The organism is Dyella sp. 01L423, assembly GCF_056399945.1.
Genome location: NZ_JBFTSI010000006.1, coordinates 122,188 through 148,569 on the forward strand (window position 1 = coordinate 122,188; position 26,382 = coordinate 148,569).

The 26,382-nt window shown below is 63.4% G+C and carries 28 protein-coding genes; 17 read left to right on the plus strand and 11 right to left on the minus strand.

Features of this window, described 5'->3' with window-relative positions; genetic code table 11:
* Positions 1–281 precede the first annotated feature (281 nt).
* Entirely contained in the window at positions 282–1,478 is a 1,197-nt protein-coding gene (pncB, locus tag AC1DMY_RS16850) for a nicotinate phosphoribosyltransferase (RefSeq protein WP_477166031.1), read from the plus strand.
* Positions 1,479–1,579: 101 nt separating this feature from the next.
* On the opposite strand, the gene AC1DMY_RS16855 is transcribed toward pncB, so the two are convergent.
* The 3 genes from AC1DMY_RS16855 to AC1DMY_RS16865 form a co-directional block, all read right to left on the minus strand.
* Positions 1,580–2,383, minus strand: a complete 804-nt coding sequence (locus AC1DMY_RS16855; RefSeq protein WP_477166032.1) for a MetQ/NlpA family ABC transporter substrate-binding protein — start codon at positions 2,381–2,383, stop codon at positions 1,580–1,582.
* A 76-nt stretch (positions 2,384–2,459) separates the two neighbouring features.
* Positions 2,460–3,143: a methionine ABC transporter permease gene (locus AC1DMY_RS16860; protein ID WP_477166033.1), complete on the minus strand. Its 684-nt coding sequence runs from the start codon at positions 3,141–3,143 to the stop codon at positions 2,460–2,462.
* The gene (locus tag AC1DMY_RS16865; RefSeq protein ID WP_477166034.1) at positions 3,140–4,168 is read right to left on the minus strand and encodes a methionine ABC transporter ATP-binding protein; all 1,029 of its coding nucleotides are present in this window, start codon (positions 4,166–4,168) and stop codon (positions 3,140–3,142) included. The genes AC1DMY_RS16860 and AC1DMY_RS16865 overlap by 4 nt, the downstream gene beginning before the upstream one ends.
* 132 nt (positions 4,169–4,300) lie before the next feature.
* Here AC1DMY_RS16865 and AC1DMY_RS16870 point away from each other — a divergent pair, with 132 nt between their 5' ends.
* A complete protein-coding gene (locus tag AC1DMY_RS16870; RefSeq protein WP_477166035.1) occupies positions 4,301–4,786 on the plus strand; it encodes a glutathione peroxidase in 486 nt (161 codons plus the stop codon).
* Here AC1DMY_RS16870 and dacB read toward each other — a convergent pair.
* Positions 4,771–6,384, minus strand: a complete 1,614-nt coding sequence (dacB, locus tag AC1DMY_RS16875; protein WP_477166036.1) for a D-alanyl-D-alanine carboxypeptidase/D-alanyl-D-alanine endopeptidase — start codon at positions 6,382–6,384, stop codon at positions 4,771–4,773. The genes AC1DMY_RS16870 and dacB overlap by 16 nt on opposite strands.
* 118 nt (positions 6,385–6,502) lie before the next feature.
* On the opposite strand from dacB, the gene AC1DMY_RS16880 reads away from it, so the two are divergent.
* The gene (locus AC1DMY_RS16880) at positions 6,503–6,985 is read left to right on the plus strand and encodes an FKBP-type peptidyl-prolyl cis-trans isomerase (RefSeq protein WP_477166037.1); all 483 of its coding nucleotides are present in this window, start codon (positions 6,503–6,505) and stop codon (positions 6,983–6,985) included.
* Between the two features lie 80 nt (positions 6,986–7,065).
* Here AC1DMY_RS16880 and AC1DMY_RS16885 read toward each other — a convergent pair whose 3' ends face one another.
* Positions 7,066–8,202, minus strand: coding sequence for a phospholipase A (locus AC1DMY_RS16885; RefSeq protein ID WP_477166038.1), 1,137 nt, complete (start codon positions 8,200–8,202; stop codon positions 7,066–7,068).
* Between the two features lie 135 nt (positions 8,203–8,337).
* A complete protein-coding gene (locus AC1DMY_RS16890; RefSeq protein WP_477166039.1) occupies positions 8,338–8,781 on the minus strand; it encodes a hypothetical protein in 444 nt (147 codons plus the stop codon).
* 308 nt (positions 8,782–9,089) lie between these two features.
* On the opposite strand from AC1DMY_RS16890, the gene AC1DMY_RS16895 reads away from it, so the two are divergent.
* Positions 9,090–10,208 (plus strand): winged helix-turn-helix domain-containing protein, encoded by a 1,119-nt coding sequence (locus tag AC1DMY_RS16895; RefSeq protein WP_477166040.1) that lies wholly within the window; start codon positions 9,090–9,092, stop codon positions 10,206–10,208.
* 3 nt (positions 10,209–10,211) lie between these two features.
* Here AC1DMY_RS16895 and AC1DMY_RS16900 read toward each other — a convergent pair whose 3' ends face one another.
* Positions 10,212–10,691 carry a hypothetical protein gene (locus AC1DMY_RS16900; RefSeq protein WP_477166041.1) on the minus strand — a complete coding sequence of 160 codons (480 nt, stop codon included), beginning with the start codon at positions 10,689–10,691 and terminating at the stop codon, positions 10,212–10,214.
* A gap of 337 nt (positions 10,692–11,028) precedes the next feature.
* On the opposite strand from AC1DMY_RS16900, the gene AC1DMY_RS16905 reads away from it, so the two are divergent.
* From AC1DMY_RS16905 to AC1DMY_RS16930, 6 genes are all read left to right on the plus strand, one after another.
* Positions 11,029–11,238: a cold-shock protein gene (locus tag AC1DMY_RS16905; protein ID WP_038616297.1), complete on the plus strand. Its 210-nt coding sequence runs from the start codon at positions 11,029–11,031 to the stop codon at positions 11,236–11,238.
* A 303-nt stretch (positions 11,239–11,541) separates the two neighbouring features.
* Positions 11,542–11,751 carry a cold-shock protein gene (locus AC1DMY_RS16910; RefSeq protein WP_019465668.1) on the plus strand — a complete coding sequence of 70 codons (210 nt, stop codon included), beginning with the start codon at positions 11,542–11,544 and terminating at the stop codon, positions 11,749–11,751.
* A gap of 124 nt (positions 11,752–11,875) precedes the next feature.
* On the plus strand, positions 11,876–12,760 hold the full coding sequence (locus AC1DMY_RS16915; RefSeq protein WP_477166042.1) for an alpha/beta hydrolase family protein: 885 nt from the start codon (positions 11,876–11,878) through the stop codon (positions 12,758–12,760).
* A 53-nt stretch (positions 12,761–12,813) separates the two neighbouring features.
* Complete coding sequence (locus tag AC1DMY_RS16920; protein WP_477166043.1) at positions 12,814–13,872, plus strand: NADH:flavin oxidoreductase/NADH oxidase; 1,059 nt, start codon at positions 12,814–12,816, stop codon at positions 13,870–13,872.
* 9 nt (positions 13,873–13,881) lie between these two features.
* Entirely contained in the window at positions 13,882–14,754 is an 873-nt protein-coding gene (locus AC1DMY_RS16925; RefSeq protein WP_477166044.1) for a pirin family protein, read from the plus strand.
* Positions 14,755–14,833: 79 nt separating this feature from the next.
* On the plus strand, positions 14,834–15,136 hold the full coding sequence (locus AC1DMY_RS16930) for an Mpo1-like protein (protein ID WP_477166045.1): 303 nt from the start codon (positions 14,834–14,836) through the stop codon (positions 15,134–15,136).
* A 110-nt stretch (positions 15,137–15,246) separates the two neighbouring features.
* Here AC1DMY_RS16930 and AC1DMY_RS16935 read toward each other — a convergent pair whose 3' ends face one another.
* Positions 15,247–15,636 (minus strand): cytochrome c, encoded by a 390-nt coding sequence (locus tag AC1DMY_RS16935; RefSeq protein WP_477166046.1) that lies wholly within the window; start codon positions 15,634–15,636, stop codon positions 15,247–15,249.
* A gap of 112 nt (positions 15,637–15,748) precedes the next feature.
* Here AC1DMY_RS16935 and AC1DMY_RS16940 point away from each other — a divergent pair, with 112 nt between their 5' ends.
* Positions 15,749–16,597: a tRNA threonylcarbamoyladenosine dehydratase gene (locus AC1DMY_RS16940; protein ID WP_477166130.1), complete on the plus strand. Its 849-nt coding sequence runs from the start codon at positions 15,749–15,751 to the stop codon at positions 16,595–16,597.
* Positions 16,598–17,143: 546 nt separating this feature from the next.
* On the opposite strand, the gene phbB is transcribed toward AC1DMY_RS16940, so the two are convergent.
* Together phbB and gluQRS are read right to left on the minus strand one after the other, a co-directional pair.
* Entirely contained in the window at positions 17,144–17,884 is a 741-nt protein-coding gene (gene phbB, locus AC1DMY_RS16945; RefSeq protein ID WP_441605131.1) for an acetoacetyl-CoA reductase, read from the minus strand.
* 155 nt (positions 17,885–18,039) lie between these two features.
* Positions 18,040–18,900: a tRNA glutamyl-Q(34) synthetase GluQRS gene (gluQRS, locus tag AC1DMY_RS16950; protein WP_477166047.1), complete on the minus strand. Its 861-nt coding sequence runs from the start codon at positions 18,898–18,900 to the stop codon at positions 18,040–18,042.
* Between the two features lie 195 nt (positions 18,901–19,095).
* Here gluQRS and htpX point away from each other — a divergent pair, with 195 nt between their 5' ends.
* The 6 genes from htpX (at position 19,096) to AC1DMY_RS16980 (ending at position 24,819) form a co-directional block, all read left to right on the plus strand.
* Entirely contained in the window at positions 19,096–19,995 is a 900-nt protein-coding gene (htpX, locus tag AC1DMY_RS16955) for a protease HtpX (RefSeq protein WP_441605133.1), read from the plus strand.
* Between the two features lie 101 nt (positions 19,996–20,096).
* The gene (gene htpG / locus AC1DMY_RS16960) at positions 20,097–21,968 is read left to right on the plus strand and encodes a molecular chaperone HtpG (RefSeq protein WP_477166048.1); all 1,872 of its coding nucleotides are present in this window, start codon (positions 20,097–20,099) and stop codon (positions 21,966–21,968) included.
* Positions 21,969–22,230: 262 nt separating this feature from the next.
* Complete coding sequence (locus AC1DMY_RS16965) at positions 22,231–23,133, plus strand: AEC family transporter (protein ID WP_477166049.1); 903 nt, start codon at positions 22,231–22,233, stop codon at positions 23,131–23,133.
* A 9-nt stretch (positions 23,134–23,142) separates the two neighbouring features.
* On the plus strand, positions 23,143–23,499 hold the full coding sequence (locus AC1DMY_RS16970) for a nuclear transport factor 2 family protein (RefSeq protein WP_477166050.1): 357 nt from the start codon (positions 23,143–23,145) through the stop codon (positions 23,497–23,499).
* 234 nt (positions 23,500–23,733) lie between these two features.
* Positions 23,734–24,132: an RNA-binding S4 domain-containing protein gene (locus AC1DMY_RS16975; RefSeq protein WP_477166051.1), complete on the plus strand. Its 399-nt coding sequence runs from the start codon at positions 23,734–23,736 to the stop codon at positions 24,130–24,132.
* 105 nt (positions 24,133–24,237) lie between these two features.
* Positions 24,238–24,819, plus strand: coding sequence for a response regulator (locus AC1DMY_RS16980; RefSeq protein WP_477166052.1), 582 nt, complete (start codon positions 24,238–24,240; stop codon positions 24,817–24,819).
* A 70-nt stretch (positions 24,820–24,889) separates the two neighbouring features.
* Here the strand turns inward: AC1DMY_RS16980 and AC1DMY_RS16985 are convergent, their stop codons facing one another.
* Positions 24,890–26,332: a catalase gene (locus AC1DMY_RS16985; RefSeq protein WP_477166053.1), complete on the minus strand. Its 1,443-nt coding sequence runs from the start codon at positions 26,330–26,332 to the stop codon at positions 24,890–24,892.
* Between the last annotated feature and the right edge of the window lie 50 nt (positions 26,333–26,382).

The window sequence follows — 26,382 nt, forward strand, 5'->3', positions numbered from 1 at the left end:
TTGCCAAAAGCTGAACGGAACTGACGGGGCGCTTGAACTCCGTCCGCGCCGGCCACACTAAGCATACGTATCGCCGTGACGGCGACAAGAAGTGGTGCAGCTGTATCGTGCCACTGAGGGGTCGGTCCTTTTCCCCTCTTTGTTATGAGACCGGCCTGACAAACCCCGGTAGCCCCTCCCCTGGCTACCGGGGTTTTTATTTGCCTGTGGTTCGCCGCCGACTCGCCGCGGCCACCATCGGGCGAGGATAATCCAGACTCCCCGCGCCGCGTGAGCGACTGATGATCGTTTCCTCCCTGCTCGACACCGATCTGTACAAGTTCTCCATGATGCAGGTCGTGCTGCATCACTATCCCGCGGCGCAAGTTGAATACAAGTTCAAATGCCGCAACCCCGGCATCGACCTCACGCCTTATATCGACGAGATCCGGCAGGAGCTGGAAGCGCTGTGCTCGCTGCGCTTCACGCCGGCGGAACTGGAGTACCTGCGCACGTGGCGCTTCATCAAGAGCGATTTCGTCGACTTCCTGGGCCTGTTCCAGCTCAACGCCAAATATGTAGAGATCGTTCCGGCGCAGGATGGCCCTGGCGAGATCGAGATCCATATCCGCGGCCCGTGGCTGCATACCATCCTGTTTGAAGTACCGCTGCTGGCGATCGTCAACGAGGTGTATTTCCGCCGTACCCAACCCGGACTTTCGCTGGACGAAGGACGTCGGCGCCTGCGCGAGAAGATTGCGTTGTTGCGCGATACCGAAGGCTTCCAGGATTGCCGCATCGCCGACTACGGCACGCGCCGCCGCTTCTCGCGCGCTTGGCAGGAGGAAGTAGTCACCACTTTGCGCGACGGACTGGGCCGCCAGCTCACCGGCACCAGCAATGTGTGGCTCGCCTGGAAGCTCGGCCTGACGCCGTTGGGCACGCTGGCGCATGAATACCTGCAGGCGCACCAGGCGCTGGGTCCGCGGCTGCGCGACTCGCAGGTGGCGGCGCTGGAAACCTGGGCGAGGGAATATCGCGGCGATCTGGGCATCGCTCTGTCCGACGTCTACGGACTGAGCGCCTTCCTGCGCGACTTCGACATGTATTTCTGCAAGCTGTTCGACGGCACGCGCCACGATTCGGGCGATCCGATGGCCTGGGGCGAGCGTGTGCTGGCGCATTACCGCGCCAATCGCGTCGACCCGCGTTCCAAGGTGCTGGTCTTCAGCGACGGGCTCGATGTGCCCAAGGTGATGCAGCTGTACGAGCACTTCCACGGCCGCTGCCAGCTGGCGTTTGGCGTGGGCACGAACCTGACCAACGATGTGGGCCCCGAGCCGCTGCAGATCGTCATCAAGATGATCCGCTGCAACGGTCAGCCGGTGGCAAAGCTCAGCGATACGCCCGGCAAGAACATGTGCGAGGACAGCGCCTATGTAGCGTATCTGCGCCGGGTGTTTGAGATTCCGGCCGATCCGGAAGCAGTGACCTGCTAAAGGCCTTCCGTACTGTGTGGGAGCGCACCCTGTGCGCGACTGCCGCCACCCTTGTTCGGGCGAGGCCAGTCACGCAGGGTGCGCTCCCACAGGGGAGCTCTTCAGAACGCCGGCAACACCGCGCCCTGGTACTTCTGCTCAATAAACGCCTTGATCTCGGGGCTGGTGAGCGCCTTGGCCAGCGCCTGCACGCGCGGGTCGTCCTTGTTGTCGGGACGGGCGACCAGGTAATTCACGTACGGCGAATCCTTGTCTTCGATCAGCAGCGCGTCCTTGGTCGGGTTGAGGCCCGCGGCGAGCGCATAGTTGGTGTTGATCAAAGCGAGGTCCACTTCGTCCAGTGTGCGCGGCAGCATCGCTGCTTCCAGCTCGCGGAACTTCAGGTGCTTCGGGTTGGCCGTGATGTCCTTCTGTGTGGACAGCTCGTTGCTCGGATCCTTCAGCGTGATCAGGCCGTGCTTGGCGAGCAGCAGCAGCGCACGGCTATTGTTGCTGGGATCGTTGGGCAGGGTGACCGAGGCGCCGTCAGGCAACTGGTCGATCGACTTGAGCCTGCGCGAGTAAGCGCCGAACGGCTCGATGTGCACGCCCGTCACGATGGTGAGGTTGGTGCCGCGTTCGCGGTTGAACGCATCGAGATAGGGCTTGGTCTGGAAATAATTCGCATCGACCGACTTCTCCAGCACCTGCGTATTGGGCTGGACGTAATCGGCGAACACCTTGATTTCCAGGTCGATGCCCTGCTTGGCCAGGATCGGCTTGACCTGCTTGAGGATCTCGGCGTGCGGCACGGCCGTGGCGGCCACCACCAGCTTCTGACTACTTGAGGCGTCGCCGCCTGAATTGGACGACGAGCAGCCCGCCAGCAGGAGCAGGGCGGAGAGGATGGCTATGAGCTTATTCATCTTCGTTATATGGAGAGAACGCGTGATGCGGTGCAACACCATAGCCGTCCATACCGCCGAATGCAAAACCGCCCGATCAATGCCGCGTATAGCGCGCCACGATACGGTCGCCGGCCATCTGCAACAGCTGTACCAGCACGATCAGCAGCACGACGGTGACCACCATATAGTCCGATTTGTAGCTGAGATAGCCGTAACGGTAGGCCAGATCGCCCAGGCCGCCCGCGCCGATGGCACCGCCCATCGCCGTGTAACCGACCAACGCAATAGCCGTCACGGTGATGCCGGCGATCAGTCCGCCGCGCGCTTCGGGCAGCAACACGTGGCGCACGATCTGCCCGGTACTGGCGCCCATCGCCTGGCTCGCTTCGATCACGCCGCGCTGCACCTCACGCAGCGCCGTTTCCACCAGGCGCGCGAAGAAGGGCGCCGCGCCAATCACCAACGGCGGAATCGCGCCACGTATACCGAGCTTGGTGCCCACCAGCACATAGGTGAGCGGCATCAGCACGATCATCAGGATGATGAAGGGAATCGAACGCAGGATATTCACCAGCAGCGACAACACCGCGTACAGTTTGGGCATCGCACGCAGCTGGCCCTTGCCGGTGAGATACAGCAGCACGCCCAGCGGCAGCCCCACCAGCACTGTCAGGAGCAGCGAGCCGCCGAGCATCAACAACGTGTCGATGCAGGCATGGCCGATTTCGCCCCAGTCGTCGATATGCGGAAACAGCGTTTGCAGCAGCGGAGCGCTCATGCGCGATTCTCCAGCGATGAGGTGATTTCTTCGATTTCGATGCCGGACTCGCGAAGGATGGTGAGTGCGTCATCGACTCGTTCCCCCTGCATGGCCAGCGTCAGCTGCCCATAGGGAAGGTCCTTGATACGGTCGATGCGCCCGGCCAGGATGTTGAAATCGACGCCGGTCTCGCGCGCCACGCGTCCCAGTGCCGGTGTCCACGTCGCGTCGCCCCGAAACGACAGGCGCAGGATGCGGCCTGGCACGTGCGCAAACGGCATTTGTTCGCCGGCGGCTTCTTCCGGCAAGGCCTCGTTGACGAAACGGCGCGTGGTGGCGTGTTTCGGATGCAGGAACACATCGGCGACAGCGCCGCTTTCCACGATGCGTCCGGCATCGAGCACGGCGACTCGGTCGCAGACGCGACGCACCACGTCCATCTCGTGCGTGATCAGCACGATGGTGAGCTTGAGCTCGCGATTGATCTCGGCCAGCAGCTCAAGCACGGATGCCGTGGTTTGCGGATCGAGCGCGCTGGTGGCCTCGTCGCACAACAGGATGGACGGCCGGTTGGCCAGGGCACGGGCAATGCCCACGCGCTGCTTCTGGCCGCCCGAAAGCTGGGAGGGATACTTGTCGGCATGCGCGGTAAGACCCACGCGCGCCAGCAGTTCGTCCACGCGCTGGCGGATCGACGCGTTGTCATGCTCGCCGGCCAGGCGCAGCGGGAAGGCCACGTTCTCGGCCACGGTCTGCGACGACAGCAGGTTGAAGTGCTGGAAGATCATGCCGATGCGCTGGCGTTGCTGGCGCAGCTGCGATTCCGTTAGCGCTGTCATTTCCGTGTCGCCGATCTGGATGCGGCCGCCGCTGGGCCGTTCCAGCAGGTTGATCAGACGTATAAGCGTCGATTTGCCTGCACCGGAATGACCGATGATGCCGAACACTTCGCCATCGGCGATGTCGAGGCTGAACGGTTGCAGCGCGGGAACGTCCCGCCCGTCGACACGGTAGGACTTATGGACATCCAGAAATCTGATCACGGAATACCTTCGGGGAAACCGGGGAGGCCAGAGCCTCGGGCAGCTGCCGGGGGGTGCCGGCGGTGGCAAGCATAAGACACCGTGACGCTGCATGGGGCTAGACTGGCGTCCTTTCAACGAGGAATGGCAGCGATGACCTCCGTCTATGACTTCTCCGCCCGCGATATCGACGGCAACGAGCGTTCGCTTGCCGACTATCGGGGTAAGACGCTGTTGATCGTCAATGTGGCGTCCAAGTGCGGATTCACACCGCAATACACGGGGTTGGAAGCGCTGTGGCGCGCCGATCGCGAGAGGGGCCTGGTGGTGCTGGGCTTTCCCTGCGACCAGTTCGGCCACCAGGAGCCGGGCGACGAGGCCGAGATCCGCAATTTCTGCTCGACCAGCTACGACGTGAGCTTCCCGCTGTTCGCCAAGGTCGAGGTCAATGGCGACGGCGCGCATCCGCTCTACAAGTGGCTCAAGAGCGAAGGCAAGGGCATCCTGGGCAGCGAATCGATCAAATGGAACTTCACCAAGTTCCTAGTCGATAGCAATGGACAGGTGGTGAAGCGCTACGCCCCCACCGATACGCCGGAAAAGATCGGCAAGGATCTCGAGCGTCAGTTGGCGGGCTGAGTCGCCACGGCGGGGGCCGAGCTGGCGCTGCTGGCCGGATGGCGCGAGCCGGCCAGCAACACGGCAATCTGATCGATGTCGCGGGTGGCGCTGGGTGCCCCCGCTGGCGGATCGTAGTTGTTGAGCATGATGGCGAACGCCAGCCGTTCGCCATCGCCGCTGGTGACGTAGCCGGCTAGGCAATGCACGAAGCTCATGCTGCCAGTTTTCGCGTGCACGTTGTTTTCGGCCGGCGTGTTGCGCATGCGCCACTGCAAGGTGCCATCCACGCCGGCGATCGGCAGCGCCTCCACCAACGCCGGTCCGTAAGGCTGCTTGGCGAGGAAAGCGAGTAGATAGGCCATCGCGTTCGGCGTGGCCAGATTGCGGCGGGACAACCCGGTGCCTTCCTCGATCAAGCTCGCGGCGGGCGTGATGCCGATCTGCTCCAGCAGCTGATGCAGCGCGCGTATGCCCCAGCGTTCACTGGTGACGAAACCCATGCTGCCCTCGCGCTGCTCCGTATCAGCCTGCGCCTTCACGCCAGCGAGCAGCAGCAGGTTTTGCAGGTAGAGATTCTGTGAGCGCTTCAGGCCGCGCTCGAGGATCTCGCTGACGGGGGGCGACAACACTTCGGCCAGCGTGCGTGGTTGTGCTGGCAGGAACGTATCGCGGCGCGGCCAGTGCACCGTGAGCAGCTTGCCATCAAGCTGGATGCCACGGCGTACCAAGGCCTCCTGCAGCAGCTGGCCCGCGTATTGGGCCGGGTCGGGCAGGGCGAGTTTGTAACTCTGCGCGGGCGATTTCGCCGCGATATTGCCGAACGCGTACAACACGCCATCGCCCGGCGCCCGATACAAATTGACGTCGTTGTGCGTGCGCTGGGCGCTGGTGATCACCTCGTTGGCCACGCTGGGAATCGCGTTGGCTGGATCGAAGCGCAAGTCGGCCGGCGCACCGGCGCCGATGCCTGCGGTCACCGTCACGTCGACCTGATTTTCGCCCACGCTCAGCGCGGTGGCCGGCACGGCGAACCAGCTTTGCAGGTCAATCGCTTCCCAGCCGGTGCCCATCATGGGACTCGCGAAATAGGTCGAATCGGCAATCAGGTCGCCATGGACATGGCGCAGACCCTGCGCCGCCAGTTGCTCAGCGAGCTGATCGGCCCAGTGCAGCGTGGCGGCGTCGACACCGAGCGTGGGGTCGCCCATGCCGTAGAGGATCAAAGGGCCGTCCAGCCTGCCGTTGCGGATCTCGCCGCCGGTCACCACGCGGGTGGGAATGCGATAGTCGGGTCCCAGCTCGCTCAGCGTCACCGCCGCCGTGAACAGCTTGGCGGTCGAGGCGGGCTGGAACAGCTGATCCGCATGATGGCTGTAAACGCTGCGGCCATTGCTGAGCGAAATCACCGCAATGCCCCAGTCCGCCCCGGCAAAACGCGGCTGGCTGATCAGTCCATTGATCTGCTCGGTAAGCGTGGGCTGGGCGCTGGCTGGCGGCGCCGGAGGGGCCTGGTTTTGCGCCGTAGCGAACACCGGCGTGGCCAGCGACAAGGCCGCCAATGCCAGCCCGAAAAAGGTAGGCCAATGGCGAGCTGTTGCGTAATTCTGAGAACCCATGGACGCAGTATCGCCAATCCTGCGGCCCTGCGCCTAGGCAGCATCGTCACAAGGGGTCTGTTAATCTTGCAGTTTCGTGCCGGTCTCTGCCGGCGCCACTCCCCACTCAGAGAACATTATGCAGATCGCCAACAATTCCGTCGTTTCTTTCCATTACACGCTGACCGACGACAACGGCCAGGTCCTCGACAGCTCGCAGGGTCGCGAGCCGCTCGTGTACCTCCAGGGCGTGGGCCAGATCGTCCCGGGCCTGGAAAAGGCGATGGAAGGCCGTCAGGTCGGCGATCAGTTCAAGGTCGACGTGGTGCCGGAAGAAGGCTACGGCGTGCACCACGCCGAGCTTGTGCAGGAAGTGCCGCGCGAGGCGTTCCAGGGCGTGGACGACATCCAGCCTGGCATGCAGTTCCAGGGCCGCGGTCCGCAGGGCGCCATCAACGTCACCGTGACCAAGGTCGAGAACGACAAAGTGCACATCGACGGCAACCACCCGCTCGCCGGCCAGACGCTGCATTTCGACGTGGAAGTGACCGACGTGCGCGAAGCCAGCGAAGAAGAACTCTCGCACGGTCATGTGCATGGTGAAGGTGGTCATCACCACTAAGCAGTGACATGCGGCGCTGTGGCGTCGCCTCATGGCTTACTGAAAGCCGCGCACTCACCGTGCGCGGCTTTTTTTGTTTTTTAGTACCAATCCAGCAGCGACACGCCGATGCCGAGGTAAGTGGCATTGTGGTTGTAGTCGATCATGCTTTCGCCATAGCCCTTGAACAGCTCCATGTAGCCGCGCAGATTGCCAGCCACCGGGAACGACCAGGTGAACTGCGCCGCGCCGTGACTCTCGCTGCCGGCGCGCAAGGAATGGCGCAGCATCAGGCCGAATTCCTGGCCATGCCATTCGTGGATGATCTGCATGTCGGCACGACCCATGTAGTTGTCGATGTCCGGGTTGTTGTCGTCCGGCCCACCTTCAGGGATGCGCCACCAGGGTCGGAACATGATCGTCCAGCTGGGACGTTCGAAACCGACGTAGCCCATCACGCGATTCCAGCTGCGCGAGAGCGGATCGGATTGGCCGTTGGATTCGTGATCGAGGCCGATGCCGAGCAGCCGGCCGTTCCATCCGGCGAGCTGATAGTTGGTGTTGAACATCAGCATCACTTCGGGCTCGTAATCGGTCTCGCGGAAGGGGCGCGATTCCTTCTCGTTGTAGACCTGCCAGCGCGAGGACTGGGTAAACGCGGCCCACACATCGCCTTCGTCGCCGAACACGCCTTGCCAGATCTTGGTCTTCAGGCTGAGCTGGAATTTGCTCTCGATGTTGTCCACCTGCTGCGGCTCGGTGACCGTGTTGAGTGGATTGGGGCTGCTCGGTTCCCGGTTCTGGTTGCTGCTGGCGAAGAACGGCAGCACCACGATCGGTTTGTAACCACGCAGATTGAAGGTGCCGAGCTTGCTCTCGGGCGAGAGCTCCCAGCGGCTGTCGAGCAGCGAAAGCGGCTTCACATCCGATGCTGCCTCGCCGCTCTCGGCGCTCTGAGTGTTTGTGCCTGCTACTCGCGGCGCTTCGTGGCCGAACGCGTTGCTCGATGGGCTCGTCGAAGCGGCCGGGGCGGGTGCTTGTGCGGCAGCGTCGCTCTTCTTCTGTGCGGCCGGCAGATTGTCACGCCCGGTGGCGCGGTCGTAGCAAGCGAGTCGCTGTGCATCCGTCTCGATGGCGGTGCAGGCGCGGATGTCCATCGGGCTGGGATTCTGCGCATGCGCAGCGAGGGTAGGCAGGCCAAGCGTGAGCGAGACGGCTGCCAGGGAAGTGAGTCGCATCGTGAGGCTCCATCCTGGGCGGGCGCGCGAACAGGAGCGCAGCGCCGGGGATTGCCTGGATAGCAGCCGCTTCCTGTATCGCATATGACGACGCGGGCCGCCGTTGCCGACGACCCGCGTCCGAAGTGCCGCATCTTACCGGTTGTTGCTTAACCAGGCCTCGTACTGCGCCTTGCTCACGCGGCCGGCGTGACCCTTGTCCACATAGGCCCAGTCATTGGCCAGCAGCGGATAGGCCGAGGCATCGCTTTCGGAAATGTACTTCTTGCCATTGGCCAGCTGCTCGAAGCTCGGCGCCGGTCCTGCGTTCACAGGCGGTACGCTCGAGTTGATGGTGACCTGCTGGCCCGCGGTGGCCGTCTGTGCCTGGGTGCCGCCCGGCGGAGGCGGAGGCGTCGGCTGCGTGGCCGGCATGACCTGCGTCGGCGGCGGAGGCGTCGGTTGCGCGGGCATCGTTTGCGCCGGCGGAGGCGGCGGTGGCGGTGGCGTCGGCATGGTCTGGTCTTGCGCCAACACCGTGCCCGCCAGCATCAGCGAACCGGCCGTAACAAGAGCGATCAGAGGTGTGCGGGATTTCATCGTCGTGACTCCATGCCAGAATGCGTGGCTCGTGAACGGATGCGCGCGATGGGGCAGTGATGGAATGCAATGTCGCGCTGCATGTCCTTCGCGCTGCAGACAAACTAACAAAGCACGGCTAAATGCCGCCTCAACACAGGCATCGTGATCACGTGAAGTCATCGTTACCGTTGTCGGTTCCTTCATCCGTCCCACACACTGCGTTGAATCTGACGCAGGCAAGGCGTCTTCATCTGGCGGCGCAAGGCCTGCTCAGCAAACCGAAATCGCGGGCCAAGCCGGCGCATGTGGTTGATGCGATAACGCGCATGCGCCTGCTGCAGATCGACAGCATCCACGTGGTCGCGCGCAGTCCTTATCTGGTGCTGCATTCGCGTCTTGGTCATTACGATCCGCAGTGGCTCGAGGATGCGCTCGATGTCGGACGCATTGCCGAATGCTGGGCACACGAAGCGTGCTTCGTGCCGGCGGCGGATCTCGCACTTCACCAGGCATGGCGCAGGCAGCGCGCGATGCATTGGGCGTACAAGCACGCCGATCGCATGCATCGCGAACATCGCGAGGGCATGGATGCATTGTTGGCGCGTATACGCGACAACGGCGCGGCGCGCGCGGCGGATTTCGAAAGCGAGACCAAGGGCGCTGGCGGGTGGTGGTCGTGGAAGCCTGAAAAGCGCTGGCTGGAAGCCTGGTTTGCACTGGGCGACTTGATGGTGACCCGACGCGAGCGCTTCCAGCGCGTCTACGATCTAGAGGCGCGCGTGCTGGAGAAACTCGATCCACCGTTGGATCGCACGCTGCTTGCACTCGATCACGAAGCCTTGCGCCGCCGCTTCATCCTCGACAGCGTACGCGCGCTAGGCGTGACGCAGGCGCGCTGGATCGCAGACTACTACCGCTTGAAACCCGCGGTGACGGACAAGGAGCTCGCGCCGCTGGTCGCCGAAGGCGAGCTCTTGATGGTGCAGGTGGCCGATTGGAAAGTGCCCGCGTATGTGCATCCCGATCATGCCGGCGTGCTTGCGCAGGCGGCGGCAGGTCAGCTGCGCGCGACACACACGACGTTGCTGTCGCCGTTTGATCCGGTGGTATGGGATCGCGCGCGTGCCGAGGCGTTGTTCGGTTTCGAATACACCATCGAGTGCTACGTGCCGGCACCCAAGCGGCGCTATGGCTATTACGTGCTGCCGATTCTGCATCGCGGCCAGTTGATCGGCAGGCTCGATGCGAAGGCATATCGTCGCGAAGGCGTGTTCGAGGTCAAGGCTTTATTCCTTGAGCCCGATGTCGAGGCGACGCCACGCTTGCTTGAAGAAGTCGCCAGCGCGATCCGTGCCACGGCGCAGTGGCACGACACGCCGAAGGTAAAAATCGCACGCAGTCGGCCCGCGCCGGTGGCAGCGGCACTGCGTGCGCTGCTGCGCTGAGACTCAATGCGCGCTGCTGCTGGCAGCAGGCGATACCGGTGCACAGGCCTTGCCTTTCAGCGTTTCGCGCAACTGCTTGGCAAGTGCCGTGCAGCGGGCGCCCAGCTGCGGACGTGTATTGGGATCCACCGAATCCTGCAGCAGGCTGGTGCGCATCTCCTGATAGCGCGACTGCAGTTGGTCGGGCGAATAGACGCCCGCGACGGCATGGCAGGAGACGTAGCTGGCCAGGTAGTCGTCGCAGGCGGGAATACCCGTGCTGTTCGGCAGCGGTTTACCGCCTGAGGTGGTCACCGTGCCCGTGCGGGGTTTGGCCGTAGCCGCCGTCGAGCCAGTGCTGCCCGTTGTATGGGTAGTCGCTTGGGTGGTCGTCGTGTGAGCGGACGTCGTGGGGCGTGTCTGGGGCTTATCGGAACAGCCGCCGAGTATCACGCCGCCAGCGACAAGGGCGAGCAGGGCGAGGCGGTGGTGGCGAAACATCATGGAGCTACTCCTCACGGGGGTTGCGGGTTGAGCGTGTCGCTCTGCCCATCCAAGGGACGAGATGAAATGCGAAGACGGCGTGAAAATCAAACACCGTTTTGTAAGACCTAACGGTTATTCATTCAGGTTTTCAGGGCTGGAACCAGTCGCATTACGGCCTGGGAGCGGTTATGATGCACTCACTGTGTTTGCTGGGGTCACCAGAGTTTTGTGACCCGATGCCGCTGATCTCGATCTAGCCTCATCGCCTCACCCCTAGGGTTTCCTTGCACACCAGTAAGCCGGCCTGCACATGTCGTGCGGGCTGAGTCTGTTCAAATCCTACGGAGTGATTTACATGTCTGATCGTCAGATCGGTACCGTCAAGTGGTTCAACGACGCCAAGGGCTTCGGCTTCATCAGCCGTGACAACGGCCCGGACGTCTTCGTGCATTTCCGCGCGATCCAGGGCAATGGCTTCAAGAGCCTGCAGGAAGGCCAGAAGGTCTCCTTCAAGGTCGTGCAGGGTCAGAAGGGCCTGCAGGCCGACGAAGTGATCCCGCAGTAATTAAGTAATACCGCGGTACGGCGGTTTCAAACGCCGAGAAAAAGCCAGGCAGCAATGCCTGGCTTTTTTGTTTTATTCGCAAATGTCATTGAAATGTGAAAATCAAAACATTGATTAAGGCCATTCACTTGCATTAAAGAAATCCGTTATGCTGGATTCACTGTGGTTGCTCGGTCACGTGCGTGCCCGATGCGCGACTCTTGATGAGTCCACATCGCTACACCCCGATCCCTGCATGCGCAGTAAGCCGTCGGCCAAAGGGGAGGCTGACTTGTCTCAGCATCGAGTTGATCGGAGTGAGTCATGTCGGATCGTGAAGTTGGCACTGTGAAATGGTTCAACGACGCAAAGGGCTTTGGTTTCATCAGCCGTGAAAGCGGCCCGGATGTCTTCGTGCATTTTCGGGCGATTAGCGGTTCAGGTTTCCGTAGCCTGAAAGAGGGGCAAAAGGTGAGCTTCAAGGTGGTGCAGGGGCAGAAGGGTCTGCAAGCCGATGAAGTGGCGCCCGCCTGAGTTCATCAAAGCATTACTGCATGAAGAAAAGGCCGGCACTCGCCGGCCTTTTCTTTACTGCGACTTTTTAGTCGCGCGCGAATTGGCGTAGCCTCCATCGCTTCCTTAGCGACGTGTGCCGAGAATGTCCGTTACTTCTTTCGTTTCCGCCGCGCTGCCCGCCCATGACGTATTACCCGTGATCTCGGCCGACGGTGCGCGAGCGGAACTGCTATTGCAGCGCCCCGCGACCCAGGCGACGCAGGTGATCTATTGGCTGCCGGCCTTGGGTGTGGCGGCCAAGCATTACCTGCCGCTGGCGCAGGCGCTGGCGGAACAAGGCATGGCGGTGGCTATCCACGAGTGGCGCGGCATCGGTTCCAGCAACAAGCGGGCCGATCGGCACGAAGACTGGGGTTATCGCCAATTGCTGGAAGATGACCTGCCGGCCGGCATAGACGTCCTGCGCGCCTCGCTGCCCATGGCGCGCCTGACCCTGGGCGGCCACAGCCTGGGCGGGCAGATGGCCGCCCTCTACGCCAGCCTGCATCCGCAGCAGGTGGCTGGCCTGCTGGTGGTGGCCAGCGGGGCACCGTATTGGCGCCAGTTTCCCCTGGCGCCTCTGCTATGGGTGGCCTATGCGTTGGCGCCGTGGTTGGCCCGTCTGGTCGGCCATCTGCCGGGACGGCGGATCGGCTTCGGCGGCAACGAGGCGCGGCAGCTGATCGACGACTGGGCGCGCACCGGCCGTACCGGCCGCTATACCGCTGCGGGCATGCCTGTCGATTTTGAAGCGCTGCTAGGCAGGCTCGAGCTGCCGATCCTTGGACTGCGCATGCACGACGACTGGCTCGTGCCGCCGGCTTCGCTGTCATGGTTGCTGGGGAAAATGCAGCGAAGCCCAAACACACAGCAAGTAATCACGGCTGGCGAACTGGGCAACGACAAGGCCGATCACTTCGGCTGGATGAAGACGCCCGATGCCGTCGCGGAGCGCATTGCACGGTGGCTGCAGGTGGCGGGTACTTGAACCGGGCGTTGAGCGCCGGCATGTGTGGCAGATCCCTCTCCCAGAGCCGGCCGATGAAACTGTTCACCCCGTTCACCCAACGCAGCGTGTCACTGCGCAACCGTCTTGTCATTGCGCCGATGTGCGAATACTCCGCCACCGACGGCCTGCCCAACGACTGGCACTTCGTCCATCTGGGCAGCCGCGCGGTAGGCGGCGCCGGTTTGCTGATCACCGAAGCCACGGCGATTTCACCCGAAGGCCGTATTTCCGCCGGCGACGTGGGAATTTGGAACGAAACTCAGCAGCGCGCGTGGCAGCCGATCATCGCCTTCATCAAGGCGCAAGGCGCCGTCGCCGGCGTGCAGTTGGCTCATGCGGGACGCAAGGCCAGTTCGATGCGTCCGTGGGAAGGTGGCGGTCCGCTGGCTGCCGATGCGGGCGCCTGGCAAACCGTGGCCCCATCGGCCATACCGTTTGACCAACATTGGCATGTGCCGCACGCGCTCGATCGTGCTGGTATTGCCAAGGTGATTGCCGACTTCCGCGCCGCTGCGGAGCGTGCGCTCGCCGCCGGCTTCCAGCTGATCGAGCTGCACGGTGCGCACGGCTACTTGCTACATCAATTTCTTTCGCCGCTGAGCAACCACCGCACCGACGAATACGGCGGCAGCTTCGAAAATCGCACGCGCCTCGTGCGCGAGGTGATCACGGCGGTGCGCGAAGTGTGGCCCGAGCATCTGCCGCTGTGGCTGCGCGTTTCCGCCACCGACTGGAGCGATGGCGGCTGGGATGTCGAGCAGACCGTGCAACTTGCCCGCGACGTAAAGTCGATGGGCGTCGACCTTGTCGATGTTTCCAGCGGCGGCCTGATTCCGCACGTGAAGATTCCGCTGTCGCCCGGCTACCAGGTTCCGTTTGCGGCGCGCGTGCGTCACGATGCGGGCATCGCGACGGGCGCCGTGGGCCTCATCACCGAATCCACACACGCGGCGCGCATCATCGACGAAGGATCGGCCGACGTGGTGTTGATTGCGCGAGAAAGCCTGCGCGATCCGTATTTCCCGCGTCGCGCCGCACAGGAACTGGGCGTGACGATCAGCGCGCCGGAACAATACCAGCGCGCCTGGTAAGGAGACTCGATGGAACAGCAACCGATCTTGATCGAGGGACGCGTGCACGACCTGGGCGACGGCTTCAACGTCCGTCGCCTGGTGCCGGTCTTGCAGGCGCGCCACGTGGGCCCGTTCGTGTTCTTCGACTACATGGGCCCGGTGACCTTTCTCGACGACAAGGGCATGGACGTGCGGCCGCATCCGCATATCGGCCTGGCCACGGTGACGTGGCTGTTCGATGGCGTGATCCGCCATCGCGACAGCCTCGGCAGCATTGCGGATATCCGCCAAGGCGAAGTGAACTGGATGACTGCCGGCCGCGGCATCGTGCATTCCGAGCGCACCCCGCCGGAAGCGCGCGGCGGCGGCTTTCGCACGCATGGCATCCAGGTCTGGGTGGCGCTGCCGCAGAAGGACGCCGAGGTCGAGCCGGAGTTCCATCACCATGGCGCGGATGAGCTGCCCCGCGTATCGCTGCCGGGCGTTGACTTGGTGCTGATCGCGGGCACCGGTTACGGCAAAGAGTCGCCCGTCAAAGTGTTCGCGCCGATGTTCTTCATCGAGGCGACGCTGGAAGAGGGCGCCGAACTACCCTGGCCGGAGCAGCACGTGGAACGCGGCGTCTGCGTGGTCGACGGTGAAGTGGAATGGGACGGCGTCAGCGTGGTGGCCATGCACGCCGCCGTGCAGACCGGCCCGGATTCGCCGCCGTTGCGTGCGCGCACCAAGAGCCGCGTGATGCTGTTTGGCGGCGCGCCCCTGGATGGCGAGCGCCACCTGTGGTGGAACTTCGTGGCCAGCACGCGCGAGCGCATCGAGCAGGCCAAGGCCGACTGGGCCGCACAGCGCATGGGCAAGGTAGTGGGCGACGAAGAGGAATACATCCCGCTGCCGGCGTGAGGCAGCGCATGCTGCATGCGCGCATGCAATGGCCGGCAGGGCGGTTTACGCTGAGCGTGAACCATCCAGGGCGATGCGCATGGCCGGCTATTCCAGCTTCCGCGAGTTCTATCCGTTCTATCTCAACGAGCACAGCAACGTGCGTTGCCGGCGCATGCATTTCGCCGGCAGCACGCTGGTGCTGGCGGTGCTCGTGCTGGCCATCGTCAGCGGCAACGCATGGTGGTTGCTGCTGGCCCCGGTGGCTGGTTATGGCTTTGCATGGATCGGTCACTACGTGTTTGAGAAGAACCGGCCGGCCACATTCACCCACCCGCTATACAGCCTGCTCGGCGATTGGGTGATGTATTGGCAGATCCTGCGGGGCAAGGTGAAGATCTGATCGGACTGAATCGCGTTGTTGTGGGAGCGCACCCTGTGCGCGACTGGAACGCATGCCATCCATCCGGCTCAGTCGCGCACAGGGTGCGCTCCCACAGGACCAGTCGCGGTCTAGCGATACTGCTGATGACACGACTGGCAGGTTTCCCCAATCGGCTTGATCGCCTTCGCCAACGCCGCGCAATCCCCCGGCGCCGCCTGCAGCGCCGCCTGCGTCTTCTCGCGCAGCTTGGCTTCTTCGTCCTTGAACGGTTGATCGACGCCCGGGAAGGCCTCATCTAGGTCGGCCTGGGTCTCCAGCAGGCGCGAAAGATGCCGCTGCGCCTGCGCGGCGTCGCACTTCTGGGCTTTCACTGCCGCGCTGAGCGCACCGGCATGGTGGGACATCAGGGTCATCACCGTATGCGAGAACGGCTCGCGCTCGTGCAGCGCGTTCATGGCGAATACGGTGCCGACGATGCCAATGACCAGGCCGAGCACGAGCAGTAGGGCGGAACGCATGGGGTGGATCCCTGTGGGCGCAGAGTGAAGCCGCCAGCATAACGGCAGCCCTGCAGCGGCGGACAGTTCCCGATAAAATGCGTCACTTCAAGGTGTTGTTATGGCTTCAACGATGCAGACCGAAATCGCCGCTCCGGTGGCAGACCCCATCACCTTGCCTGCCGACGAGGCGGGCGTGGCGTTTCCGCGTGAGCGTTTCGCGGGCGTCGAGCGCCTGTATGGCGTGGGCAGCCTCGACCGGCTGATGCAAAGTCACGTCTGCGTGATCGGCATCGGCGGCGTGGGCTCGTGGGCCGCCGAGGCCTTGGCGCGCACGGGCGTGGGTCATCTCACGCTGATCGACGCGGACGAGATCTGTGTCTCCAACACCAATCGCCAGCTGCATGCGCTGGATGGCCAGTTCGGCAAGTCGAAAGTGAAGGTGATCGAGGAGCGTCTGCGCGCGATCAATCCGGCGATCAAGATCGATGCGATCGAGCGCTTCCTCACTACGTCCACGCTCGATGAATTGCTCGATCGCGGCTACGACGTCGTGCTCGATGCCTGCGACGCGTTCCGCGTGAAGCTGGAGGCCATTGCGTGGTGTCGCCGCCGCAAGCTGCCGATGGTGACGGTGGGTTCGGCGGGCGGGCGTACCGATCCCACGCAGATTCGCGTGCGCGATCTGTCGCGTACGGAGCATGACGCGATGTTCAGCCTGATCCGCAAGAAGCTCCGGCAGGATTTCAATTTTCCCAAGAATCCGGATCGCTATTTCGGCGTGTCGGCGGTGTACTCGCTGCAAAACGTGCAGTATCCGCAGCCGGATGGGACGGTGTGTGGGACGCGGCCGCCGGTGGCGGATGGCACGGAGGCTTTGAATCTGGCGTGTGGTGGTGGGTTGGGTGCTGCTACGCATGTCACCGGCGCGTTTGCGTTTGCGGCGGTGGGTAGGGTGATGGAGAGGTTGTTGGGCAACTGAGCTTTTCTCGCTGTCCGTGACGTCAAGCTCGTCATCCCGGCGCAGGCCGGAAGCGCTTCTCAACAGCGAAGCTGGTCATCCAGCAGCGGTGCGCTGCGATTGTCACGTTGAGGCCAGCGTGCCGCCTACGCGGCGGGCGTTTCGACTGCCTGCCGGCAGCCGAGTCACTTTTCTCTTGCTGGCCCAAGAGATCCCACGGGACTAGCTTCGCGTCGAAAGTAACCCAAAGAGAATGGCCTAAAACGCCCGCAGCATCGTGCTGGGATAAGCCCGAACGCTCGAGGCGCGTCGTGTTGGGACAACCTCCGAGGGTACACAGCGGATACTTCAAGGCGCTACGCAACGCGCCCGAATCGCTGAGGACTTAAGGCTGGGGCTCGCTTCGGGTTTCGCGGTGCACGCACTTCTCCCTCTCCCCTGCGGGGAGAGGGCTGGGGTGAGGGGCGGGTGCTCGCGGGAAGGCTTCTCTTGGCGAGCTTCGAATGAGCTTTGCCGTCGAGCTAGCTCAAGGGAATTACGGCCGCCTCCGCGAGAACAGGCGGCAGATCACCACCCCATGTAATGCCCACCATTGATCGACAGGTTCGCGCCTGTGATCCATGCTGCTTCTTCGCCAGTCAGGAAGGCCACGGCGTGCGCAATTTCCTCAGGCTTGCCGAGCCGGCCGACGGGGATCTGGGCGACGATCTTTTCGCGCACTTCTTCGGGCACGGCCATCACCATGTCGGTGCCGACGTAGCCCGGCGATACGGTATTCACGGTGATGCCGAACTTGGCATTTTCCTGCGCCAGCGAGATGGTGAAGCCGTGCATGCCGGCCTTGGCGGCAGCGTAGTTGGCCTGGCCGTACTGACCCTTCTGGCCGTTGATGGAGCTGATCTGCACGATGCGGCCCCACTTGTTGTGGCGCATGCTTTCGATCACCGGGCGGGTGACGTTGAAGCAGGCATTGAGGTTGGTGTTCACCACTTCCATCCACTGCGGATAGGTCATCTTGTGGAAGGTGGTGTCGCGCGTGATGCCGGCGTTGTTGACCAGGATTTCCACCGGACCCATCGCGCTCTCGATGATGCGCACCATGGCTTCGCAGGAATCGGGATCTTTCACGTCGCCCGGCACCAGCAGTACCTCAATCCCTTCCTTCGCCATCATTTCCTTCATGGCTTCGGCTTTGGACTGGTCACGATAGTTGGTGGCGACCCGATGTCCCTGACGTCCAAGGTAGCGAATGATGGCCGTGCCGATACCGCCCGTGCCGCCAGTGACCAATGCCGTGCGTTGCGTCATGCCTGTTCTCCAAAGATGCGAGTGACCAATCAACCCCGATCGTGCAACCGGGACGCTGCCATGTCTACCACGAGGCACATGGCAAAACGTCTACGCAGGTTACGCCGACTTGCGCTTCTGTGTGGCAGTTGGACGACGAATACGTCGACGGCCGTTTAGGCTGCCGCGCGTTCGCTGCAGTGCGGTAGTCGATCTGGCGTGAATTCGGCGAGGGCGTGTGCAAGCAGGGCCGAGGGCTCACGTGCTGCCGGCGCCACCGGCAGATCGAGAAAAGCCAGCGCGCGGCGCAGTGCGGGCAGTGGGTCGGTGGGGTCCACCGGATGGGCACGCTCGGACTTGGACAGCTTGCGGCCGTCGTCATCCAGCGCCAGCGGCAGATGCAGATATCCGGGCGTCGGCAGCTTCAGGCAGCGCTGCAGGAAGATCTGCCGTGGCGTCGAATCCAGCAGATCGTTGCCGCGGACCACCTGGGTGATGCCCTGGTGGGCGTCATCGACCACGCAGGCGAGCTGGTAGGCGTAGTAGCCCTCCACGCGGCGTATCACGAAATCCCCGGCAGCCAGGCGCAGATTCTGGCTCTGAGGGCCCTGCAGGGCATCCACAAAATCGAGCTCGATATCCGGCACGCGCAAACGCCAGGCCGGCGTGCGGCCCTCCAAAGGCGGCGCGAGGCAGTGGCCATCGAGGTGCAGGCCACCCGCGAGGTCGTTGCGGCTGCACCAGCAGGGGAACACCAGATCGGCCGCCTGGAGCTGCTCGAACGCCCCGTCATAGGCCGCCTGGCGCTGGGACTGGAACAGGGCGGGCGCGTCGGCCACCAGTCCGAAGGCGGGCAGGGCCGCCAGGATGCTTTCGGCGGAACCGGGCAGCTCGCGCGGCGGGTCGATGTCTTCCACCCGCAGCAACCAGGCGCCACCGGCGTGGCGGGCGCACAACCAGCTGCCCACGGCCGCCACGAGGGAACCGAAATGCAAGTGGCCGGTCGGAGAAGGGGCGAATCGTCCGCGGTAGTTCATCGGGCCATTTTACGGGCCGGCGATTGGCTGCAGGAAACACCGGTGTACGGAGGTCCTTAGCTGACGCGCAGTTGAAAGCTGGACGGCTGATACGAAGATTCCCGACTGACAGCCCTTGAAACCGCAAGAATTCGCCACGATCCTTTCACAGCGGCGAAAGTCGCATCCCCTTTCATGACTGCCCGAGAGACAGCCATGCGTCGCATCGCATTGTTCCTGCTTACCAATATCGCCGTCCTTTTCCTGCTGAGCATCGTCTGCCGCTTGTTCGGCATCGATCAGTGGGCTGCCGCCCGTGGTTACGGCGGCATGGGTGGATTGCTGCTCTATGCCGCGGTCTTCGGCATGGGTGGTGCTTTCATCTCGCTGGCCATGTCCAAGTGGATGGCGAAGATGTCCACCGGCGCCCGCGTGATCGAGCAGCCGCAGAACGAAGCCGAGCGCTGGCTGCTGGACACCGTGCGCCGTCACGCCCAGGCGGCCGGCATCGGCATGCCCGAGGTGGCGATCTACGACGCACCGGAAATGAACGCGTTCGCCACCGGCATGACCAAGAACAGCTCGCTGGTGGCGGTGAGCACCGGCCTGCTGCAGCAGATGGACCGCGAGCAGGTGTCAGCCGTGCTCGGTCACGAAATTGGCCATGTGGCCAACGGCGACATGGTCACGCTGACCCTGATCCAGGGTGTGGTGAACACCCTGGTGATCGTCGCGGCTCGGGTAGTCGGCCGCCTGGTGGACAGCTGGATGTCCGGCGGTCGCGACCGCGAGGGTGGCGGCGGCATCGGCTACTTCGTGTCGGTGCTGGTGCTGCAGCTGGTGTTCGGCCTGTTCGCCTCGATGATCGTGGCGGCCTTCTCGCGCTGGCGCGAATTCCGTGCCGACGCCGCCGGCGCCAAGTTTGCCGGCCGTGGCGCGATGATTTCCGCCCTGCAGCGCCTGCAGGTGCAGCACGGCGAGAGCACGCTGCCGCAGACGATTGCCGCGTTCGGCATCTCCGGTCCTTTGGCGATGGGCTTCAAGCGGCTGTTCATGAGCCACCCGCCGCTGGAAGAGCGCATTGCCGCCTTGCAGAATCCTTCGGCCAACGCCTGAATTCACCCGCTTTCCCACACAGAGCGGGCATCATAAGGGGCCGATTCGTCGGCCCCTTCGCTTGTTACTCCTTCGACTGACCTTTGCATGAGTCTCTTCGCATGACGACTACCGCGCCCGAAACCCGCAAATTCGAAGCCGAAGTGGCCCAGGTCCTGCACCTGGTCACGCATTCGCTCTATTCGCACAAGGAGATCTTCCTGCGCGAATTGATCTCCAACGCCTCCGACGCCTGCGACAAGTTGCGCTTCGAATCGATCGCCAACCCCGACCTGCTCAGTGGCGACGGCGAGCTGCAGATCCATGTGAGCTGGGATCCGCAGGCACGCACCGTTACCGTGCGCGACAACGGCGTCGGCATGAGCCGCGATGAAGTGGTGGCCAATATCGGCACCATCGCCAGCTCGGGCACGCGCCGTTTCCTGGAAGCGATGAGCGCCGAGCAGAAAACCGATGCCCGCCTGATCGGCCAGTTCGGCGTAGGCTTTTACTCCTCGTTCGTGGTGGCCGATCGCGTCACCGTGCTGAGCCGTCGCGCCGACCTGCCGGCAAGCGAGGGCGTGAAGTGGGAAAGCGACGGCAAGGGCGAATACAGCCTGGCCCAGGTTGACCTGCCCGAGCGCGGCACCTCGGTGATCCTGCACCTGAAGGCCGACGAGGACGAATTCCTCAAGGGCTGGGAACTGCGTTCACTGATCCGCAAATATTCCGACCACGTCGCTTTCCCGATCCGTTGTCCCAAGGACGAGGACGGCAAGCCGGGCGACGAATGGGAGACCGTCAACGATGCCTCGGCGCTGTGGGCCAAGCCGCGCAACGAGATTTCCGACGAGGATTACCAGAGTTTCTACAAGTCGCTCGGCCACGATTTCAACGATGCGCTGGCCTGGACGCACAACCGCGTCGAGGGCAGCCAGAGCTTCACCACGTTGTTGTACATCCCCGAGCAGCCGCCGTTCGATTTGATGATGGGCGGCCGCGACGAGCGCAAGGGCCTCAAGCTCTACATCAAGCGCGTCTTCATCATGGATGCGGCCGAAGAGCTGCTGCCCAACTACCTGCGCTTCGTGCGCGGCGTGGTGGATGCAGACGATCTGCCGCTCAACGTCAGCCGCGAAATCCTCCAGCACAACCGCCAGCTGGAACGTATCCGCGCGGCCTGCGTGAAGCGCGTGCTCGACCTGCTCGAGAAGCTTTCGCGCGATGAGCCGGAGAAGTTCGCCACCTTCTACAAGTCGTTCGGCAACACCCTGAAGGAGGGCATTGCCGAAGATCCCGCCAATCGCGAACGCATCGCCAAGTTGCTGCGCTTTGCCTCCACCAAGGGTGATGGCGCCGCACAGACCGTATCGCTCGACGACTATATCGGCCGCATGCCGCTCACCCAGGACACCATCTGGTACATCACGGCCGATAGCTACACGGCCGCGATCGGCAGCCCGCAGCTGGAGGCGTTCAAGGCCAAGGGCATCGAAGTGCTGCTGATGTCCGACCGCATCGACGAATGGATGCTCAACAGCCTCACCGAATACAGCGGCAAGAAGCTGCGCAACGTGGCCAAGGGCGAGCTGCCGCTGGACGAGGCGGACAAGAAACAGCAGGAAGAGGTGAGCAAGGCAGCCGAGCCGCTGGTGCTCAAGCTGAAGGAACTGCTCGGCGATCGCGTCGGCGATGTGCGCGTGTCGGCACGCCTCACCGATTCGCCCTCGTGCCTGGCCTTGTCCGACTACGAGATGGCGCCGCACCTGGCCCGCCTGCTGCGCGAGGCCGGCCACGACGTGCCGCTGGCCAAGCCGACGCTGGAAGTGAATCCGCACCATCCCTTGCTCCAGCGCGTGGAGAACGAGAGCGATCCGGCCAAGTCCGCCGATCTCGCCAACCTGCTGCTTGATCAGGCGGAGATTTCGGCGGGGGCACAGTTGCCGGATCCGGCGGCGTTTGTGCAGCGTTTGAATCGCTTGATCGTGGGGTGATGATCTAAATCTCGTCATTCCGGCGCATGCCGGAGGCGTTTTTCAACAGCCGAAAGGCTGGTCATCCAGTAACGAGCGCGTCGGATGGTCGCTTCGGTCGGCATGCATGGATGCACTTCGCGACATGCCACCACCGAGGCCACTGGATTTCGGCCTGCGCGTGAAAGACGAACCCTTGGAGCTGGCGGAGACGTAGAACGCTTCACCAAGCCCCCCAACAAACGGCCGCTATACTGCGGCCGTTTCGTTTTCCAGGAAGCCCATGGGCGCGTTGCTCCTGTTGTTCACTTGCCTCCTGCTCGGCGTACTGGTCGCGCGTTTCGCGAGGACCCCGGCCGGCCTCGTCCATGGCATCAACTGGTGGGTGATCAATATCGCGCTGCCGGCGCTGGTCCTGGCGCTGGTGCCCAAGGTGAAGGTGGACACGGAGCTGTGGTTTCCCGTGGCTTCCATGTGGGTGACCTTTTTTGGGGCGTGGCTGCTGTTCGCCGCGCTCGGGAAAATGCTGGGCTGGTCGCGCCAACGCATCGGCGCTCTCACGCTGGTTTGCGGATTGGGCAATACCTCGTTCATGGGCTACCCCCTGATGCAGGCCCTGCACGGCAAGGAGGGCCTGGCGCTCGCCGTGGTGGCCGATCAGCTGGGATGTTTCCCCTTGCTGGCCTCGGCTGGCGTGGCGGTGGCATCGCTGTATGCGGGGCGATCGCCGCAACCGGCCGTGATTGCGCGGCGCATCCTCACCTTCCCATCCTTCCTGGCCTTGGTGCTCGCCGCGATCGTCGGCGCGCTGGGTGGCTGGCCTCCGATCATCGATGAGGTGCTCATGCCCATCGGCGCCACGCTGACGCCGCTGGCGCTGTTCTCCGTGGGCTTGCAGATCAAATTCCACCTGGGCGAACGCCAGTTGCCCCCGTTGCTGCTGGGACTGGGGTGGAAACTGCTGCTTGCGCCCCTTGCGGCCTTAATGCTGGGCATGACGGCCGGTGTTGCAGGCCTCACGCTGACCGTGGGCGTGTTGCAGGCGGGCATGGCGCCGATGATTTCCGCGGCGATTCTGGCCGATGAGTACAAGCTGGAGCCGTCGCTCGCCAACACCTTGCTGGGCGCCGGCATCGTGTTGTCGCTTATCACCATACCGCTGTGCAACCTGCTGCTGGGCAGCTGAGGAACAAGCATGGATCTTGCCTCGCACTTGTTGGATCTGGAGACGCAACTGCACCGGCAGGACGTGCGTGCCGATGAGGCGATGCTGCTTCAGCTCATTGCCGACGACTTCTTCGAATTTGGCGTCTCGGGCACGGTGTGGACGCGCGATGCCGTCGTGGAGGCACTCCGTGGTGAATCGTTTTCGCGGCGTGAGGTCAGCGATTTTCGGCTGACCATGCTGGCCGACGATGTGGCCTTGGTGACTTACCGCGGGCATCGCGTTGCCACAGCGGAGCGTCCCGCTTCGGATTCGCTGCGCAGCTCGATCTGGCGCCTGCGCGATGGCCAGTGGCAGATGCTGTTCCACCAGGGCACCCCTTTGTAGGAGCGCACCCTGTGCGCGACCGCAGCGCTTCGGTTTAGCTCAGTGCTGGATTTCCTCGCGAAAGTCTGTCGCGCACAGGGTGCGCTCCCACAGGAGGGGCGTGGGTGTTTGTAGGAGCGCACCTTGTGCGCGACCGCAGCGCTTCGGTTTAGCTCAGTACTGGATTTCCTCGCGAAAGGCTGTCGCGCACAAGGTGCGCTCCTACAAGGGAGCTCGGTGCGCGATAATCGGGGGATGTCACGGCCCGAATCGTCTCCTGCAGTCCCCGTACGCGCCGATGTTTGGCTCTGGGCGGCGCGCTTCTTCAAGACCCGCAGCCTCGCCAAGCAGGCTATCGAGGGCGGCAGGATCGACCTCAACGATGGCAGCTGCAAACCCGCCAAAGCCGTCCATGTAGGCGACGTGTTCCGCATCAACCGGGGCGAGGAGCGGCTGGAAGTGGAGGTGCTGGCGGTTTCCGAAAAACGCGGCCCCGCCCTGGTCGCGCAGGCGCTTTATCGCGAAAGCGAGGCCAGCATCGCTGCACGCGATGCGGCGAAGGCTCAGCGTAAGTTATTGGGCGCCATGGCTCCTCCAGGGCGTCCGGATAAGCAGGCACGTCGAGAATTGCGACGGCTTAAGGATTCCATGTGAGTCACCCATCTCAGAACGGAGCGCCGTTCTGGGTAAGCATGTCCTCCAAGGAAAGCCGCGCGGGCGCGTGGTTTTCCCTTAGATATAAGCAGTGGGAGGGCGACAATGGCGGGCATGGGATTCCTGAAGCGACTGCTTTCGAGCGCAACGCCGGGGCAGGTCGAGCAGACGTGGCGTAAGACCACGCATGGTGCACGGATACTGGTGGTGGACGATTCGGCGACGATCCGCGCCGTGCTCGGCCGCATGCTGGAAGTGGACGGCTACGATGTAGTGCGTGCAGCCGACGGCGAAAGTGCGTTGGAGATGGCGCGCGCCGAGCCGCCGGCCATGATCTTTCTGGATATCGTGCTGCCGGGCATGAACGGCTTTGCCGTGTTGCGCGCGCTGCGCCACGACCCGGCCACGCAGCACGTGCCGATCGTGATGATCAGCGGCAACCAGCAGGCGACCGAGCAGTTCTACGTACAGCGCTTTGGTGCCGACGACTTCATCAGCAAGCCGTTCGGGCAGGCGGAAGTCGCGCGCAGCATCGACCGCTTGGTGGGCTTCGGACGCCTGTCCGCGCGCGAAGCGGCCAAGGTGGTGTCCTTGCCGGTACCGGTGCCGGTGGAAACCATTCCTGCTCTGCTGGCCAACGCGACGGACGAACCGGTCCTGGTGACCGTGCCCGAATTGGCGGCCTGACCGCTCGTTTCGCCATCAAAACAAAGGGCGGCGCTCGTAAGAGACGCCGCCCTCGCTTTTTGCAGCATCGTTAGAGCGTGATGCCTACCGCCTTGGCGACGCCTTCGCCGTACGCCGGGTCGGCCTTGCTGAAGTGCGCGATCTGACGGCGAATGATCGCTTCCGGCACGCCTTGCATCGCCGCGGCGATATTGCGAAACAGCTGTTGCTGCTGATCGGCACTCATCAGGCGGAACAGGTCGCCCGGCTGCGTATAGTCGTCATTGCCATCGCGATGGTTGTAGCGGTCCGCATCGCCGGAGATCGTCAGCGGCGGTTCCTGCACTGACTTGTCCTCGACCGGACCGTTGAACGAGTTCGGCTCGTAATTCACGCTGCCGCCACCGTTGCCGTCAAAGCGCATCTGGCCGTCGCGGTAGTAGTTGTGTACCGGGCAGCGTGGGCGGTTGATTTCCAGCGCCTCGTGATTGGTGCCCAGGCGGTGACGTGCCGCATCCGCGTAAGAGAAGATGCGAAATTGCAGCATCTTGTCCGGGCTATGGCTGATCCCGGGGATCACGTTGGCCGGCGAGAAGCTCGATTGCTCCACTTCGGCAAAGTAGTTGTCCGGATTGCGATTGAGCTCGAGCACGCCCACTTCGATCAACGGGTAGTCCTTGTGCGGCCACACCTTGGTGAGGTCGAACGGGTTGTACGGCGTGTCCTGCGCCTCGGCTTCCGGCATCACCTGCACGTACATCGTCCACTTCGGGTAGTCCTTGCGCTCGATCGCTTCGTACAAGTCGCGCTGGTGCGACTCGCGATCCTGCCCGATCACGCCGGCTGCCTTGTCGTTGGTCCAGTTCTCGATGCCTTGCCGGGTCTTGAAGTGGAACTTCACCCAGAAGCGCTCGCCCAGGTCGTTCCAGAAACTGTAGGTATGGCTGCCGAAGCCATGCATGTGGCGCAGCGTGGCGGGCAGGCCGCGATCGCTCATCAGGATGGTGACCTGGTGCAGCGATTCGGGCGACAGCGACCAGAAATCCCACATGGCGGTGGCGCTGCGCAGGTTGGTCCTCGGGTCGCGTTTCTGCGTATGGATGAAATCGGGAAACTTGTACGGATCGCGCACGAAGAATGTCGGCGTGTTGTTGCCGACCAGATCCCAGTTGCCTTCCTCGGTGTAGAACTTGATGGCGAATCCGCGCACGTCGCGCTCGGCATCCGCGGCACCGCGTTCGCCAGCGACGGTGGAGAAACGCAGAAACAGCGGTGTCTTGGTCCCTGGCTTGAACACTTTTGCGCGGGAGTAACTGGTGATGTCGTGCGTGATGGTCAGCGTGCCGTGCGCCGCGGAGCCGACGGCGTGCACGACGCGTTCGGGAATGCGTTCGCGGTTGAAGTGTGCGTGCTTCTCGAACAGCTGGTGGTCCTGCACCAGCAGCGGGCCGCGGGGGCCGGCGGTCAGGGCGTTCTGGTTATCGGGGACGGATGCACCGGACGAGGTCGTGAGGGTCTTGCGATGGTCAGTCATGCGTGGCTCCTTGCACGTGGGGGAATGGCTGGCATGCACCCGACTCTAGG

Coding starts and splice junctions, on each gene's coding strand:
- pncB (WP_477166031.1), top strand. CDS start 282: ATGATCGTTTCCTCCCTGCTCGACACCGATCTGTACAAGTTCTCCATG.
- AC1DMY_RS16855 (WP_477166032.1), bottom strand. CDS start 2,383: ATGAATAAGCTCATAGCCATCCTCTCCGCCCTGCTCCTGCTGGCGGGC.
- AC1DMY_RS16860 (WP_477166033.1), bottom strand. CDS start 3,143: ATGAGCGCTCCGCTGCTGCAAACGCTGTTTCCGCATATCGACGACTGG.
- AC1DMY_RS16870 (WP_477166035.1), top strand. CDS start 4,301: ATGACCTCCGTCTATGACTTCTCCGCCCGCGATATCGACGGCAACGAG.
- dacB (WP_477166036.1), bottom strand. CDS start 6,384: ATGGGTTCTCAGAATTACGCAACAGCTCGCCATTGGCCTACCTTTTTC.
- AC1DMY_RS16880 (WP_477166037.1), top strand. CDS start 6,503: ATGCAGATCGCCAACAATTCCGTCGTTTCTTTCCATTACACGCTGACC.
- AC1DMY_RS16885 (WP_477166038.1), bottom strand. CDS start 8,202: ATGCGACTCACTTCCCTGGCAGCCGTCTCGCTCACGCTTGGCCTGCCT.
- AC1DMY_RS16890 (WP_477166039.1), bottom strand. CDS start 8,781: ATGAAATCCCGCACACCTCTGATCGCTCTTGTTACGGCCGGTTCGCTG.
- AC1DMY_RS16895 (WP_477166040.1), top strand. CDS start 9,090: ATGCGCCTGCTGCAGATCGACAGCATCCACGTGGTCGCGCGCAGTCCT.
- AC1DMY_RS16900 (WP_477166041.1), bottom strand. CDS start 10,691: ATGATGTTTCGCCACCACCGCCTCGCCCTGCTCGCCCTTGTCGCTGGC.
- AC1DMY_RS16905 (WP_038616297.1), top strand. CDS start 11,029: ATGTCTGATCGTCAGATCGGTACCGTCAAGTGGTTCAACGACGCCAAG.
- AC1DMY_RS16910 (WP_019465668.1), top strand. CDS start 11,542: ATGTCGGATCGTGAAGTTGGCACTGTGAAATGGTTCAACGACGCAAAG.
- AC1DMY_RS16915 (WP_477166042.1), top strand. CDS start 11,876: ATGTCCGTTACTTCTTTCGTTTCCGCCGCGCTGCCCGCCCATGACGTA.
- AC1DMY_RS16920 (WP_477166043.1), top strand. CDS start 12,814: ATGAAACTGTTCACCCCGTTCACCCAACGCAGCGTGTCACTGCGCAAC.
- AC1DMY_RS16925 (WP_477166044.1), top strand. CDS start 13,882: ATGGAACAGCAACCGATCTTGATCGAGGGACGCGTGCACGACCTGGGC.
- AC1DMY_RS16930 (WP_477166045.1), top strand. CDS start 14,834: ATGGCCGGCTATTCCAGCTTCCGCGAGTTCTATCCGTTCTATCTCAAC.
- AC1DMY_RS16935 (WP_477166046.1), bottom strand. CDS start 15,636: ATGCGTTCCGCCCTACTGCTCGTGCTCGGCCTGGTCATTGGCATCGTC.
- AC1DMY_RS16940 (WP_477166130.1), top strand. CDS start 15,749: ATGCAGACCGAAATCGCCGCTCCGGTGGCAGACCCCATCACCTTGCCT.
- phbB (WP_441605131.1), bottom strand. CDS start 17,884: ATGACGCAACGCACGGCATTGGTCACTGGCGGCACGGGCGGTATCGGC.
- gluQRS (WP_477166047.1), bottom strand. CDS start 18,900: ATGAACTACCGCGGACGATTCGCCCCTTCTCCGACCGGCCACTTGCAT.
- htpX (WP_441605133.1), top strand. CDS start 19,096: ATGCGTCGCATCGCATTGTTCCTGCTTACCAATATCGCCGTCCTTTTC.
- htpG (WP_477166048.1), top strand. CDS start 20,097: ATGACGACTACCGCGCCCGAAACCCGCAAATTCGAAGCCGAAGTGGCC.
- AC1DMY_RS16965 (WP_477166049.1), top strand. CDS start 22,231: ATGGGCGCGTTGCTCCTGTTGTTCACTTGCCTCCTGCTCGGCGTACTG.
- AC1DMY_RS16970 (WP_477166050.1), top strand. CDS start 23,143: ATGGATCTTGCCTCGCACTTGTTGGATCTGGAGACGCAACTGCACCGG.
- AC1DMY_RS16975 (WP_477166051.1), top strand. CDS start 23,734: ATGTCACGGCCCGAATCGTCTCCTGCAGTCCCCGTACGCGCCGATGTT.
- AC1DMY_RS16980 (WP_477166052.1), top strand. CDS start 24,238: ATGGCGGGCATGGGATTCCTGAAGCGACTGCTTTCGAGCGCAACGCCG.
- AC1DMY_RS16985 (WP_477166053.1), bottom strand. CDS start 26,332: ATGACTGACCATCGCAAGACCCTCACGACCTCGTCCGGTGCATCCGTC.